At 34.9% G+C, this 15,012-nt stretch carries 18 protein-coding genes; all 18 read left to right on the top strand.

The features are described from left to right. The first annotated feature begins 39 nt into the window (after positions 1 to 39). Positions 40 to 2,805 (top strand): tape measure protein, encoded by a 2,766-nt coding sequence (locus Q428_RS08315; protein WP_035379967.1) that lies wholly within the window; start codon positions 40 to 42, stop codon positions 2,803 to 2,805. Then, entirely contained in the window at positions 2,802 to 3,449 is a 648-nt protein-coding gene (locus Q428_RS08310; RefSeq protein WP_035379965.1) for a LysM peptidoglycan-binding domain-containing protein, read from the top strand. Before Q428_RS08315 ends, Q428_RS08310 begins: the two co-directional genes overlap by 4 nt. 12 nt (positions 3,450 to 3,461) lie before the next feature. After that, positions 3,462 to 4,412: an XkdQ/YqbQ family protein gene (locus tag Q428_RS08305; protein ID WP_035379963.1), complete on the top strand. Its 951-nt coding sequence runs from the start codon at positions 3,462 to 3,464 to the stop codon at positions 4,410 to 4,412. A gap of 15 nt (positions 4,413 to 4,427) precedes the next feature. Further along, a complete protein-coding gene (locus Q428_RS08300; RefSeq protein ID WP_035379961.1) occupies positions 4,428 to 4,796 on the top strand; it encodes a DUF2577 domain-containing protein in 369 nt (122 codons plus the stop codon). Beyond that, positions 4,793 to 5,176, top strand: a complete 384-nt coding sequence (locus Q428_RS08295; protein ID WP_035379959.1) for a DUF2634 domain-containing protein — start codon at positions 4,793 to 4,795, stop codon at positions 5,174 to 5,176. The genes Q428_RS08300 and Q428_RS08295 overlap by 4 nt, the downstream gene beginning before the upstream one ends. Next, positions 5,173 to 6,246 (top strand): baseplate J/gp47 family protein, encoded by a 1,074-nt coding sequence (locus Q428_RS08290; RefSeq protein ID WP_035379957.1) that lies wholly within the window; start codon positions 5,173 to 5,175, stop codon positions 6,244 to 6,246. The genes Q428_RS08295 and Q428_RS08290 overlap by 4 nt, the downstream gene beginning before the upstream one ends. Continuing rightward, positions 6,246 to 7,091: a putative phage tail protein gene (locus Q428_RS08285; protein WP_035379955.1), complete on the top strand. Its 846-nt coding sequence runs from the start codon at positions 6,246 to 6,248 to the stop codon at positions 7,089 to 7,091. Before Q428_RS08290 ends, Q428_RS08285 begins: the two co-directional genes overlap by 1 nt. Before the next feature lie 12 nt (positions 7,092 to 7,103). Next, the gene (locus Q428_RS08280; protein WP_051515059.1) at positions 7,104 to 7,409 is read left to right on the top strand and encodes a hypothetical protein; all 306 of its coding nucleotides are present in this window, start codon (positions 7,104 to 7,106) and stop codon (positions 7,407 to 7,409) included. Positions 7,410 to 7,421: 12 nt separating this feature from the next. Beyond that, positions 7,422 to 7,916, top strand: a complete 495-nt coding sequence (locus Q428_RS08275; protein WP_035379953.1) for a hypothetical protein — start codon at positions 7,422 to 7,424, stop codon at positions 7,914 to 7,916. Next, positions 7,913 to 8,236 (top strand): hypothetical protein, encoded by a 324-nt coding sequence (locus Q428_RS08270; RefSeq protein ID WP_035379950.1) that lies wholly within the window; start codon positions 7,913 to 7,915, stop codon positions 8,234 to 8,236. Before Q428_RS08275 ends, Q428_RS08270 begins: the two co-directional genes overlap by 4 nt. 3 nt (positions 8,237 to 8,239) lie before the next feature. Continuing rightward, positions 8,240 to 9,310 carry an SUMF1/EgtB/PvdO family nonheme iron enzyme gene (locus Q428_RS08265; protein WP_035379948.1) on the top strand — a complete coding sequence of 357 codons (1,071 nt, stop codon included), beginning with the start codon at positions 8,240 to 8,242 and terminating at the stop codon, positions 9,308 to 9,310. A gap of 72 nt (positions 9,311 to 9,382) precedes the next feature. Further along, positions 9,383 to 9,628, top strand: coding sequence for a hypothetical protein (locus Q428_RS08260; protein ID WP_035379946.1), 246 nt, complete (start codon positions 9,383 to 9,385; stop codon positions 9,626 to 9,628). Positions 9,629 to 9,690: 62 nt separating this feature from the next. After that, the gene (gene avd, locus Q428_RS08255) at positions 9,691 to 10,062 is read left to right on the top strand and encodes a diversity-generating retroelement protein Avd (RefSeq protein ID WP_242847805.1); all 372 of its coding nucleotides are present in this window, start codon (positions 9,691 to 9,693) and stop codon (positions 10,060 to 10,062) included. A 917-nt stretch (positions 10,063 to 10,979) separates the two neighbouring features. Beyond that, positions 10,980 to 12,083 (top strand): reverse transcriptase/maturase family protein, encoded by a 1,104-nt coding sequence (locus tag Q428_RS08250; RefSeq protein ID WP_242847804.1) that lies wholly within the window; start codon positions 10,980 to 10,982, stop codon positions 12,081 to 12,083. 46 nt (positions 12,084 to 12,129) lie between these two features. Then, the gene (locus tag Q428_RS14515; RefSeq protein WP_084478230.1) at positions 12,130 to 13,167 is read left to right on the top strand and encodes a peptidoglycan recognition protein family protein; all 1,038 of its coding nucleotides are present in this window, start codon (positions 12,130 to 12,132) and stop codon (positions 13,165 to 13,167) included. Between the two features lie 30 nt (positions 13,168 to 13,197). Further along, a complete protein-coding gene (locus Q428_RS08240) occupies positions 13,198 to 13,524 on the top strand; it encodes a hypothetical protein (RefSeq protein WP_035379944.1) in 327 nt (108 codons plus the stop codon). 65 nt (positions 13,525 to 13,589) lie between these two features. Continuing rightward, positions 13,590 to 14,345, top strand: coding sequence for a DNA adenine methylase (locus tag Q428_RS08235; RefSeq protein ID WP_035379942.1), 756 nt, complete (start codon positions 13,590 to 13,592; stop codon positions 14,343 to 14,345). A gap of 106 nt (positions 14,346 to 14,451) precedes the next feature. Then, entirely contained in the window at positions 14,452 to 14,718 is a 267-nt protein-coding gene (locus tag Q428_RS08230) for a helix-turn-helix domain-containing protein (protein WP_035379940.1), read from the top strand. Positions 14,719 to 15,012: the final 294 nt, after the last annotated feature.

Raw genomic sequence — 15,012 nt, 5'->3', positions numbered from 1 at the left:
GCTAGGGCAAGAAATAGAAGAAAGAGGAGGTGAAGAGGTGTGTCAGCTATATCAAGTACACTGAAGCTTATAGATAGGTTTACAAGCCCTATTGAAAAAAGTATTGATGCTATTGATAGGATGATTGATGCTTTAGAAATGGCTAATAGCGAAGGTATGAACTCTGATTTGAGCAGTGCCTTTGATTTAGCAAGAAGCAGTATCAACAGTGCAGATGCAGCATTAAGTGAAATCACTCGTGACCTTCAAGGCATAGGAGTTGAAGCACCTCAGAACCTTTCCAATGGCTTTGAGGTGTTAAGGTCTAGTATTAATACCTCAAATATGTCACTGGATAAAATAAACCAAGTCCTTAATAGAATTCTTGATAGAATGGGAGGCAGTGAACCTCAAAATCTCGCAAATAACTTTGAAGAATTAAAAGATAGTGTTGCTGATTCAAGCCAAGCTTTAGAGGAGATGAGCCTTGATTTAAATAGGATTGAGGATAATGAACCTCATAACCTTACAAGTGGTATTGAAGAGCTTGAGGGCAGTATAAATTCTTCAAATGATGCCTTGGATAAAATGAACAGGGAGCTTGATAAAATTGATGGAGACGAGCCTCAAAACCTTGGTGATGATTTTGAAAAGCTAGAGGATAGTGTTAATTCTTCAAATGATGCACTAAAGAAAACTAAAAAAAGACTTGATGATATTGATGAAGACAAGCCTAAAAGAATGTCAGGTGGTTTTGGCGGTTTAAGCAAAGCCATAATCGTTGCTAATCAAGGGCTTGAATTAATGCAAAGAACATGGAACACTATTGAAAGCCTGATGAGCAAAGCAGATGAAAGAACCAATGCAGATGCCAGACTTAATTTAATAAATGATGGACTTAGGACTCAAGAGCAGCTGGAAGCTCAGGTGCTAAAGGTTGCAAATGATACTCGCTCAAGTTATGCAGATACAGCCACTTTAATTGCTACAATGGGAAGACAGGACTTCTTTAAAGGCAACAATGATTTAGCTTTACAATTTGCTGAAACTTTAAATAAAGGTTTTGTAGTTTCAGGTGCAAGTGCAGATGAAGCAAAGTTCTCAATAAGGCAGTTATCTCAAGGTCTTGCTTCAGGAGTATTAAGAGGAGATGAATTTAACTCTGTAATGGAAAATGCCTCTGTACTCGCTGAAATGATGGCTAAAGAGTTTGGAGTTTCCAAGGGAGAACTAAGGGCTATGGCTGAAGAGGGAAAGCTTACTGCAGATGCTGTTGTCACAGCAATCATGAACCAAAGTAAAGCCATAGATACTGAATTTAATAAAATGCCTATGACCTTTGCACAAGGTATGACAATCATAGGAAACCAAGCAAGTGAGCTTATGGATGACTTATCTCAGCCAGGTGCAGCTTTAAATACTGTTATTTTAAAGGTACAGGAGCTTATAGCTTGGCTTAATACCGTAGATGGTCAAGCCTTTGTAAACGGCTTAGGAATAGGAATAGGCTTTGTTATAGATGGTTTGATTTTTCTTCTTGGAGTGGCAACAGATATATATAATTTTTTCTCAAATAACTGGTCACTTATAGCTCCTATCTTTTGGGGTATTGTAGCAGCTGTCCTTGCTTATAATGCTGCCATAATAACAAATAGTATTATTCAGGGTATAAATACAGGAATACAGACAGCACAAGCTATTGCAATGGCTGTGAAAACAGGGTCAACTATAGCGGAAACAGCTGCAACTAATGGTTTAACGGTGGCACAATGGGCATTAAATAGTGCTATGTTAGCATCACCTATTACATGGATCATAATTGCAGTAATAGCTTTAATTACTGTGTTTTATTTAGTGGTGGCAGCAATTAATAAGGTTACAGGGTCGAGCATATCAGCTACTGGAATTATAACAGGAGTTTTTGCTACTCTTGGAGCTTTCCTTTGGGATTTATTCCTTGGAGTATTTGAGCTAGTGCTAGGAGTAATTAATGGTTTTGTTAATCCTTTTATAAAAATAGCAAATTTTATTGGGAATGTGTTTACAAATCCAGTATCCTCAATCATTTATTTATTCCAAGGTATGGCTGATGGTGTGCTTGCTACGCTTCAAAAGATAGCTTCAGCAATGGACTTTATATTTGGTTCAAATATGGCTGATACCGTTGCAGGGTGGCGATCAGGCTTAAAGGATTTAGCAGACTCAGCTGTAAAAGAGTATGCACCGAATGAGAACTACCAAAATGTAATGGATGAGCTTGACTTGAGTGTTGAAAGCCTTGGATTAAAGCGTATTGAATACGGTGACGCTTACAAAGCTGGATATAACTTTGGTGATAAAATAGATGATAAATTCAGCATACCTAATATTGATGATTTGCTTGGAAACAAAGCCAAGGATGAAGCTTTAAGGATGAAACCTTATGATCCAAAGGACATATCAGGAATTGCAAATGATGCAGATAAGATAAAAGATAATACTGGTAAGATTGGACAAGAGGTTGACCTCTCTAATCAAAGCCTTCAGTATCTTAGAGATATAGCAGAGGTTGAGGCATTAAAGCAGTTTGAGGCAATTGATGCCTATGCTACTGTGGTATATGAAGATACTGAAGCTAAGCTTTCAAAGCAAGATAAAGAACTTTTAATGGCTGCATCTAACAAGGACACTAATATTTATTATCTTAACTACCAGGGCGGAGTTAATATTAAAAATGATATTAAGAAGGGTGAAGATTGGGAGACCATTAAGCGTAATCTGTATGAGGAAACTGAAACAGATATTGAAGTTGGTCTTTCAGGAATTGAGGAGGTTGTTATAGCATGATAAAGACTTTTATTAATGGTGAGCAGCTTCCTGTAAATCCTTTTGAAGATTTGACCTTTTCAGCCTCGGTAAATAGTAAAGATTATGAGATAGTTGCAATTGGAGATGTAACCCAGATAGGCAATAGAAAGCTTATTGAGGTTGAAATAAAAAGCTTATTTACGGACAAGGAGTATTCCTTCAGGGTAGTAGAAAGACCAAAGCTGGCTATTGATTATGTGAATATGATGTACAAGCTTTTGAATGAAAAAAAGCCTGTGAGGTTTGTAGTTACAGGGGATAAAACTGATATTAATATGCTCTGCAGTATTACAAATTTTAAGCATAGTCAAAAGTTTGGGGAAGAGGGAGAGTATTATTACACCTTGTCATTAAAAGAATATAGAGAGTATAAAACTAAGAGGGTAATAATTCAAAAGCCAAAGGTGCAGCAACCGAAGCCAGTAGCTCAGCCAGTACCACAAAGACCAGCAGACCCACCAAAACCAAGAACTCATACGGTTGTAAGAGGAGATACATTATGGGGGATTGCTAAAAAGTATTATGGTAACGGCAGCCAATACACAAAAATATTTGATGCGAACAGAGATAAAATCAAAAATGCTAATTTGATTTATCCTAATCAAGTCTTTGTTATACCATAAGGGGGCGATAGTTTGAGTTTAGAAGTTTTGCTTCAAAAGGCAAATGATAAGGCTTATGACATAACAGAGGTTGTAACTGCAGTTTCATTTGATGACAATATAAATAAATCTGGAGTTGTAAACTTTGCTGTCGTAAAGACTGATATTATCCCTATGGAAGGGGATGCCGTTAGAATCAAATATGATGGCATAACCTACTTCTCAGGATTTGTTTTCAAGGTTGGAAAAACTCATGAGGCTGAGGTTAAAATAACAGCCTATGATCAGCTGAGATATTTGAAGACTAATGAAACTTATGTGTTTAGCAATATGACTGCCAGTGAAGTTGTACGAAGGATATGCAGTGATTACAAAAGAACTGTTGGAGAAATTCAAGATACTAGTTATAGACTTGGAAGTCAGGTGTTTGATAATAAAGATTTGCTAGATATTATTGCTGATTGTTTAAATCTTACTCTTACTAACACCAAACAGTTATTTTTTATAAAAGATAATAATGGGTTTATAGAGTTAAAGAATATTGCTACAACAATTACAGACCTTTGTATTGATACAGAGAGTTTACTCTATGGATATAATTATGAAAGGTCTATTGATAATGATACCTTTAATCAAATAAAGCTTGTAAGAGATAATAAAACCACTGGTCAAAGAGAAGTATATATCACTAAGGACAGCTCCACTATTCAAAAGTGGGGCTTATTACAGTTTTATGAAAAAGTAGATGACGATATGAACCCTGAGCGGATAAAGCAAAAGGCGGATGGAATGCTGAAGCTAAAGAATAGGGTTGAACAAAAGCTATCCGTTGATGTTATTGGAGAGAAGAGCATAAGGTCAGGCAATGTAATTTATGTTGATATTCCTGATACAGGTATAAAAAAGTTTTTACTTTGCATATCAGCAAAACATATTTTTGAAAATGCAGGACATACCGTTAAAGCTGAATTTAAAGTGGTTTAAAGGGGGATTTAATAAGTGTTTACAACAGTAGAACAGGTTAAAAAAATAATAACTAACTTCTTGAATAATACAGGACGTGGCGGCTTTATGACAGGTGTTGTATCCTCTATTTCTCCACTTAAAATAAAAGCTGGAGCACGTCTTGAAATACCTGAAGAAAATCTTTATATAACAGACAACTGCATTGGTTTAGTCATAAATTTAAGGCATAAGCATAACTACTCTGAAGGGGCACTTAACGATGGCGTTGTATTAAGAGAAGCACTGCAGGTCGGAGATGGAGTTTTGCTTCTTTGCAGACCTCGTACTGTTGATGGAACTAAATATATTGTTTTAGATAGGATACAGCCTTACAAATCAGTAAGGGAGGTAGATGGGTTATGATACCACAAAATGATATTGTAGATTTTGAATATCAGGAGCCTCCTTCTAAGACTTGGTTTTTAGATCATAAGAGTAAAAGAATTATATCTCATATAGATGGCAAAAATGCAGTGGTGCAAGCTGCATATTGTGCAATTCAAACACAGAGATATGAGCATATAATCTTTTCGTGGCAATACGGAAGCGAGCTTCATACCCTTATAGGCAAGGATGAGGCTTATGTCTTCTCTGAAGCCAAGAGAATGATCAAAGAAGCTTTAAGCGTAGATACCAGGATTACAGAGGTTAGAGATTTTGCCTTTGAGAATGGGGTAATAAGTTTTGTTATAGATACCATATTTGGAAGCGAGCAATTAACTATGGGGGTGGGTACAGTATGAAGGACTTTGATGAAATTCTGCAAGAAATGCTTGATATGGTTCCTGATGAGTTTGATAAAAGAGAAGGAGGGATTATATACTGTGCTCTTGCACCTATAGCAGCCCAAATAGCAGAGTTATATTTTTATGCAGATAATATCATGGACACCACAATGCCAGATACATCAAGAGGTGATGATTTAACTCGTGTATGTGCAACTAGTGGTGTTAATAGATACCCAGCAACAAAGGCTGTAAGAAAAGGTAAGTTTACAGATAGCCAAGGGAATAATATGGACATACCTTTGGATAGTCGCTTTGGAGCTGAAAATCTGACTTATAAGGTTGTTAAATATATTGAACCAGGCATATATGAATTAGAATGTGAAGAGGCTGGTAAGGTTGGCAATACTTATTTTGGTGCTATACTTCCTATAAATAATATAAGCGGACTAGGAACGGCTACACTGATGGATGTGCTTATTGCAGGTGAGGACGAAGAAAGTGATGAAGATCTTAGAGTAAGATTTTATAAGACAGTAAATAGTCAGCCTTTTGGAGGGAATATCGCTCAATATGAGATAGAAATCCTTAAGATACCAGGTATAGGAGGAGTAAAAGTTTTCCCTACACCTAACGGTCAAGGCGGAAAAGTTCAGTGTGTAATAGTTGATCCACAGTTTAAACCAGCCAGTCAAACTTTAGTAAACAATGTTCAAGAGATAATTCAACCAAAGGGTAAAAGTCAAGGTGTTGGACTAGCTCCTATAGGTCATGACGTTACTATTTCAACAGTAACAGAGTTTACTATAAATATTTCAACCAATATAGCACTTAAGCAAGGCTACACCTTAGAAGGGGTAAGAAATAATATAAGACAAGCTGTGGAGAATTATTTGTCATCTATATCTTTCAAGGAGAATGTTGTAAGGGTTTCAAGGATAGAGTCTATTATGCTTGATGTAGAAGGAATTGCAGATGTTACTCAGACTCTATTGAATGGAGTATCAGGCAATATAACTCTAAAGAATGAATGGGATAACTATCAGGTACCTGCCCTTGGGAATGTTGAAATAGTGGAGGTATCATAATGTTTGATTATCTTGATTATTTACCACCGCATTTAAGGGATTTTAAAGAGTATATTGCACTAGGTGAAACTACAGGTGGACAGATAAGCCTTGTACAGGATGGAGTTGTTCAAATATATAGAAATCGCTTCATAGAAGAGGCTGATTTAAGTACCATAATGAGATGGGAGAAACTATTTAATATTCAAAGTACTAGTGCAAGCTTGGAACTAAGAAGGCAGCAGGTAATTGCATATTTCAATATGAGAGCACCTATTACTGGCAAAAGGCTTCAAACCATAATAGAAAATATAACCTTGTGTAAATGTGATATAAATGTAAAGCATGATGAATTCAGGTTTGAAATTATAATTATAAACTCTGATGTTTTCATTAACTTCCCTTTAATATTTACTCAGGTTCACAAACTAAAGCCTGCAAATATGCTATTTGATGTCATTGTAGAAACACAGGTTAAAGCAGCAGTAAAAGTTGCTACAGAAAAATATAAATATCCATATAAATTAACAGGTAATGATAAGGTTGGAACACTTCCTGATATTGCTTATATAGGTTTAAATAAAGATTTAGAGCTTGATCTTAATACTGAAGAGAAGGCTTTTTCTTTTAAGTATGAAATGACAGGTACTAAGCCTTATACCAATGTAGGAGGAGTTTTAGAACCGTTAAATATTAATTTAGAGCCGAATGGTTATGGGTACACATTTAAATATGACAATGTTGGAACTGAACCTTATGAAAATACAGAAGGAGCTTTAATTCAAGGTGATTATGCTCCTGAGATTGAGGCTGAAAGCTTTAAAATTGTATATAGAAAATGTGGAACAAGTAATACAAGGGGATAGGAGGGAGTTAAAGTGCTTACATCAAATGCAATAGATGGTTTTAAGAAATACACACAAAATAATATTGCTTTTGCAAAATTTAAAGTTGGCAGCACCTATTATCAAGTAGATATTCATAAAAAAGAAGTGCTTTCTGATGGTAGACTAGCGGTTTATGTATTAATTGATGACAAGATACCTGGTGATATTACCATAAGTGAAATACAGCTTTATGACATAGATAGTAAGCTCTGGTTAACAAAGACTGAGAATATTTCTAAGAAGGCTGTACAGGAAGGTATTTTGTATAGATTTACATTTGAATTTGAAGAAAGATAGGGGTGATGGAAATTGTATAAAAAGACAGTATGGCTGGATCATGTTGTAGAAAAACCTGATACCTACAGAGAAGTGCAAAATGCTGATGGGACAGTTACTCATACTCCAGTTGAGGGACAAGTCATTCAGCAAGGTACACCAATGTCTGCAACCAATTTTAACAATATGGAAGACGGCATATTTGAAAATAATATACTAAATTCTATGCTGCTCCAAGAGGTGTTGCAGCATAGAAGGGTTATGGCAGATTTACAAGGTGAAACTGGACAAAAATTAATAACTAATAGCAAGGAATATCCGTTTAATGACTCTGCAGTGACTATATCCCTTGCAAAATCAAGAGATACCTTAAATTATAGGGTGGATACTGAAGTTGTTAGTGCTAATGGCTCTGTAGATGATGTTGAAGTATATGATAAGCAGCTTAATGGATTTAAACTGCGATTTACAGGTAATGCAAAAGAAGTAACTATTAAATATATGGTTCAAGGAGGTATGTATCAATGATAGTTCTTGAAAAGAATGAAGGGCAAAAAATAGATTATTCCACAAGGTTAACAAAGCTGACTTTAAATGATGAAATGACTCTTGATTTAAGTAAATATGAGAGGGACTTTGATATGCATATAGATATTTGCTTAAATCAGTTTGGAATGCTTACTATGGGATTAAGTGAAAGATATGTAGCACAAATAGATATTCCAGCTAGGCAATACACCTATCAGGAAAATGGTACAGATGAAGAGGGAAATCCTAAGATAGAAAAAGTACCAGTGCCCTTTGATATGAACAAGGTCACATTAACATTATGGAGCATGGAGGGATAATCAATGAAAAATTATGATGAATTTAAGTTAGCAGTAGAAGCTGCAAGTGGTGGGAAGAATACAGTAATATTTGACGATTTAGGGTATCCAAGCATAGTAGTTCCAATACCTAAGTTTAAGCTTAGTGATGTTATAGATGGAGCACCACAAACAACTCATCCTGCCTTCATAGTTGATGGACAAGAGAAGGATGTTATTTATATATCCAAGTATCAAAACATAGTAGAATTTGATAGAGCTTATAGTTTGCCAATGAAAGACCCTAGAACCTATGTAAACTTTGACCAAGCTGTGCAATATTGCAAAAATAAGGGCAAGGGATGGCACTTAATGACCAATGCTGAATGGGCAGCCTTGGCTTTATGGTGTAAGAAAAACAATACTATGCCAAGAGGAAATAACAACTATGGACAAGATGCTTCAGCACCTTTAGAAAAAGGTGTGCCTACTTATAAGGATGGTAGTGGGAAAACATTGAGGGTTGCTACTGGCAGCGGTGCAGTAAGTTGGGCACATGATGGAACTAATGCAGGGATATTTGATTTAAACGGTAATGTGTGGGAATGGACAGGCGGTTTAAGATTAAAGAATGGAGAAATTCAAATAATTGCTGATAACAATGCTTCAAAGGATATTAGCCAATCTGACACAAGTACTCTTTGGAATGCTATTATGCCTGATGGAACTTTAGTGGCTCCTGGTACTGCTGGAACTTTAAAATTTGATTATACGACTGCTACTCTAACAGGTGGAACTGGAAGTTTTCAACTAAGCGATACTATTGTAAATGCACAAGCTGATGAAACTCCTTATGGATATAAAACCTTTGAAACATTAACCACAAAAGCAGGATTAACAGTTCCTATGATACTAAAATCTTTAGGTATATATCCGATAGATGCATCATGTGGAGGAGATGGACTTTATATGAGAAATATAGGTGAGCGTCTGCCGTTTCGTGGTGGTGCTTATGGTTCTACTACTGGTGCTGGTGTTTTCGCCCTCTTTTTGTCTAATACTCGTGGTTCTAGTAGTGACAATGTGGGGTTCCGCTCCGCTTTTGTCAATCTGTAATCTGGTGCACTGTGTTCTGTTCAAGCCGATGATAATCGGCTCTAACTTGAACTTTTACAGGGAGTTGATATTGTGAATATAAATAAATATGCAGAAGTTTTAAGAGGAAACTTAAAATTAAATGGACTAGAATTATATGAAGCAATTGTCCAAAATAGAGAAATTGGAGACAAATGTGAACTTCATAATTTTGATATATCATTGAAGCAAGGAAAAACAATTTCTGAAAAATGGCAATGCTCAAATTGCGGTACAGTAGTAGATTATAGAGAGAAACGTATGTATGAGTTAGGATTAAATCATGGAAGAACTAAATAGGTGATTTTATAACAAAATAACAAATATCATCACGTAAAATGCTATAATTTTTTAGGCTATAAATGGGAGTGATGGTTATAGAAGATTTAAAAATTTTACAGAAAGTATATGACATGATCAAATACGGATATCAAGCTCTTGCACAGTTCCCAAAGTCAGAAAAATTTGCTCTTGCAGTGGACATGAAACATTGTATGCATTTAATACTTGAAAGAGTTATTGAAGCTAACAAAAAGTATTATAAAAAGACTACTCTTCAAGAATTAGATGTTGAGTTAATGAAGCTTAGAGCTTATTTAAGGATATCTCAGGAACTTGGATTTTTACCATTTAAGAAGTATGAAGTATGGTCTGGAATGGTAGTTGAAATTGGTAAAATGCTTGGTGGATGGATTAAAGCAGTTAATGCTACTCAGGAAACAAAAAAGAAATAAATTTATATTGGGAGTAAGCATGAGCGTCTGCCGTTGCGTGGTGGTAATTATGGTAATACTACTGGTGCTGGTGTTTTCGCCCTCAATTTGAATGAGTATCGTACTAACAGCAACAGTAATGTGGGGTTCCGCTCCGCTCTACTCTCGTGGTCAGATGATATATACTCAAGGGTGTATATCCAGTACAGAGAGGATAAAGGGGCTTACTTCCATGCTATAATGCAAAAAATATACTTGTTATGAATGCCGAGAGTAATCTTTCAAAGGTAAAATCTGCAACGCATAACTTAATGTGAGTAATAATTTTATATTGGGAATAAGCCATAAGCGTCTGCCGTTTCGTGGTGGTGCCTATTGGCATGGTTCTGGTGCTGGTGTTTTCGCCCTCAATTTGAACAATGTTCGTGGTATCAGCGACATTAATGTGGGGTTCCGCTCCGCTCTACTCTCGTGGTCAGATGGTATATACTCAAGGGTATGTATCCAGTACAGAGAGGATAAAGGGGCTTGTTTCCATGCCATAAGGCAAAAAATATATTTGTTATGGATGCTGAAAGTAATATTTATTAGTGAAATCTGCAACACATAACCTTAATATGGATGATAATTTTATATTGGGAATAAGCCACGAGCGTCTGCCGTTTCGTGGTGGTGCCTATTGGCATGGTTCTGGTGCTGGTGTTTTCGCCCTCAATTTGAACAATGTTCGTGGTATCAGCGACATTAATGTGGGGTTCCGCTCCGCTCTACTCTCGTGGTCAGATGGTATATACTCAAGGGTATGTATCCAGTACAGAGAGGATAAAGGGGCTTATTTCCATGCCATAAGGCAAAAAATATATTTGTTGTGAATGCTGAAAGTAATCTTTTTATAGATAAAATCCGCAACGCACAACTTTTTCATTATGGAGGAAATAATGAAAATTAAAAATGTTTATAATGAAATATGTTCCTTTGAAAATCTATACAAAGCTTATTTAAATGCAAGAAAAAATAAAAGATTTAGAGATGAAGTTTTAGGTTTTACAAATAACCTTGAAGAGTATTTATTTGATATTCAAAAGGACTTAGTAAGCCATACTTATAAAGTAGGGCAATATAGAGAATTTTATATTTATGAGCCTAAGAAGAGGCTTATAATGGCACTACCATTTAAGGATAGAGTAATTCAGTGGGCTATATACCAGGTTATAAATCCTATGTTTTCAAAGGGATATATAACTGATAGTTATGCTTGTATTGAAGGAAGAGGCACTCATCAGGCGGTGCAGAGGCTTCATTATTGGCTTAAGAAAGTCAATAGAAAGCCAGGCAAATGGTACTATTTAAAGCTTGATATATCTAAATATTTTTATAGAATTGATCATGAAGTTCTAGTTAAAATGCTTCAAAAGAAAATTAAAGATAAGCAGCTAATGAGATTACTTGAGAACATTATATTTAGTGAAACTTCCTTTGGTTTGGAACTTGGAACAATAGACCCTGCTGAGCAAGATAAAAGAGTAGCTCAATGTGGTATGCCTATTGGAAATCTTACAAGCCAGATGTTTGCTAATATATACCTAAATGAACTAGACCAGTATATAAAAAGAGAATTAAAGGTTCATCATTATATAAGATATATGGATGATATGATTTTATTGGCTGATGATAAAAAGCTTTTGCATGAATATAAGACTTTAATAGATACTTTCTTGAATGAAAAATTAAAACTTAACCTTAATAATAAAACAGCTATTAGACCTATAACTCTTGGTATTGAGTTTGTAGGATATAAGCTATGGGCAACTCATATTAAGTTAAGAAAGAGTACAGCTTTGAAAATGAGAAGGCGGTTAAATAGCCTTAAAAAACAATATTTTAAGGGGAAAGTTGAATTAAGTGATGTCCAAGCAACAGTTAATAGTTATATGGGCATGATGAAATATTGTAATAGTTATAGCTTGAAAAACAAGCTTTTTGAGGGGCTTGTATTAAAAAGAGAATATGATACTAATTTAGAAAATCAAGACTTGCCATAGGCAGGTCTTATTTTATTACAAAAAATTATTAAAAGGAGGAGATTATATGTCTCTAGTACAATCATTATTATCAACAGAAAGGTATGGGATTAAATGCCCATATCAAATGGAACCAGAAGGAGTGTGTATTCATAATACAGCAAATGATGCTTCAGCAAAGAATGAAATTGCCTATATGAAGTCAAATGATAACCAGGTATCCTTTCATATTGCTGTAGATGATAAGGAAGCTATTCAGGCTATTCCTTTCAATAGAAATGCATGGCACGCTGGAGATGGGGGAAGAGGTACAGGCAATAGGAGATATATTGCTGTTGAAATCTGCTACAGTAAATCTGTAGGAGAAAGATTTGTCCAAGCAGAGCAAAGAGCTGCAAGAGAGGTAGCAGCAATATTAAAAGGATATGGTTGGGGAGTAGAAAGAGTTAAGGCACACAGAGATTTTAGTGCTAAAAATTGCCCTCACAGAACTGATATGGATAAGTTTAAAACTATGGTTCAGGAGGAATTAAACAAGCTTAATGGTGCAAGCAATCCAGTAAATACTTCAGCAGGTAATCTTTACAGAGTAAGGTTATCATGGAGTGATGCAGGCTCGCAGAAGGGTGCATTTAGTGATTTAAATAATGCTAAAAAATGTGCTGATGATAATGCAGGGTATAAAGTTTTTGATAAGAATGGACAACAGGTTTATCCTGAACAAATATCCAATAATATCATAGGAGAGGGAGCAAAGGTAAGGGTTGTAGGCAATAAATATGCTACAGGTCAGGACGTACCAGGATGGGTAAAAAATGAGACCTATACAGTACAACAGGTAAGTGGAAATAAGGCATTATTAAAGGAAATAGTTAGCTGGGTATATATCAATGATCTTGCTTTGGTATCTGCTTCAGCTGCACCTAAAGTAACCATAGAAGTAGGTTCTAAGGTGAAGGTAACAGGAAGCAACTACGCTACTGGACAAGCAATACCAGGATGGGTTAAGAATAATACCTATACAGTAATGCAGCTCAGTGATAATAAGGCTTTATTAAAGGAAATCATGAGTTGGGTTTATATAAAAGACCTGATTTTAATGTAATTTAATGAAATTTTAATGGAGGTAAAAGTGATGGAAAACTTAATAAATTTTCTGTGGGAGTGGAGATATATAATTATTTATATTATCTCCTTTGTTATTTTCCTTGTAACACATGGGAAGCAGTGGGTTAATGCTAAGGCTTATTCCCTAATGTTATTGGCAAAGAGCAAAGCAAAAGATGGTGTCCTTAATTCAGGACAAGAGCAGGAGGATTGGACAGTGGATCAGCTCTATATTGTATTAAAGAAGCTTAAAATACCATTTGTCACTAAAGAGGCTTTAAGACCACTGGTACGTAAACTGTACAAGCTCGCCAAAGATTATATTGATGATGGTAAGCTAAATAATAGTATTTAATAAAACATAAGGGTGGTTCAAATGTGGACTACCCTTTAAATATATTTTATGAGGAGGATTTATAAATGAATAGTTTTATTCCATGGATAGGCGGTAAAAGATTATTAAGAAAGACAATAGTTAGTATGTTTCCAGAGGACTTTGATAGGTATATTGAGGTGTTTGGAGGAGCTGGATGGGTGTTATTTGCTAAGGATAAACACGCTGACCTTGAAGTTTATAATGATGCAGAGGGAGAGCTTGTAAATCTATTTAGGTGCGTAAAATACCATGCTGGAGAGGTTCAGAAAGAGCTTGATAATACACTTAATGCAAGAGAGTTCTTTGAGGATTATAAGCAGCAGTTAGGCACTAGAGGACTTACTGATATACAAAGAGCAGCACGATATTTTATGCTTATTAAGACTTCTTATGGAGCTGATAAAAGGACATTTGGATGCATTAAAAAGAATTTAACGAATTCTATTGAGTATTTAAAAGATATTAAAGAGCGTTTAAATAATGTGGTAATAGAGAACAAAGATTTTGAGAATTTAATAAAAGTATATGATAGACCAAAGGCTTTATTCTATCTTGACCCACCTTATCATGGTACTGAAAAATATTATAATACAGGTTTTAATGAAAAAGACCATGAGCGTTTAAAAGAGTGTTTAAAAGCCATTAAAGGCAGGTTTATACTATCATATAATGATGATGAATATATAAGAGAACTGTACAAGGAATTTAATATAACAGAGATAGATAGAAGAAATTCCTTGGTAGAAAGATATGCTGATAAAGATAAAAACTATAAAGAATTAATAATAAAAAACTTCTAAATATATTTTTTTAAAATTAAAATAACGTAATACGTGATAAAATCAACAAATCAAAGAAAAATACATATCTATAATGTTAGAATATCCCAAAAAGTGGGGTGTTTTTATGATTAAGATATATTTGTCCAGGCTATTAGGAGAAAGAAGAATGACTCAGGCAGACCTAGCGAGAAAGACTGGTATTAGACCAACAACAATTAATGATATATATCATGAGATGGCTGAAAGAGTTAATTTAGAGCATCTTGATTTAATTTGTGAGGTTTTAGGCTGCGATTTAACAGAATTGATGGAATACATACCAAATAAGATACCTAAAACAGGTAAGAATTTAGTTAAAAAACCAAAAAGAAAAAATAAAAAAGAAAATTAAAGCTGTTTTTAATAAGCATTAAATAGGCTTTTAACATATATTAAAAAGAATAAAGATTTTAAAAAGAAAGGGCATTTGGAGATTAAATTTTCTCTAAATGCCCTTTCTTTTTGTATTTTGCGTGTCAAAATTTTGCGTTTTGCGTGACAAGCTACAGCAGAGGGAAGAACGACAACCTATGAGTATTTTGATAATGGAAACAAGAAAGCAGTTCAATATCAGGATGGCTCAAGGGAGGAATTTACTTACTATAAGAACAATCTTCTTAAGACATTAGTAAACAAAAAATCAGAC

Origin of the sequence: Fervidicella metallireducens AeB (genome assembly GCF_000601455.1) — a bacterium.
GTDB classification, from domain to species: Bacteria; Bacillota; Clostridia; order Clostridiales; family Caloramatoraceae; genus Fervidicella; species Fervidicella metallireducens.
The sequence above is the reverse complement of the archived record's forward strand: the minus strand, read 5'-3'. Positions and strand labels throughout refer to the sequence as shown.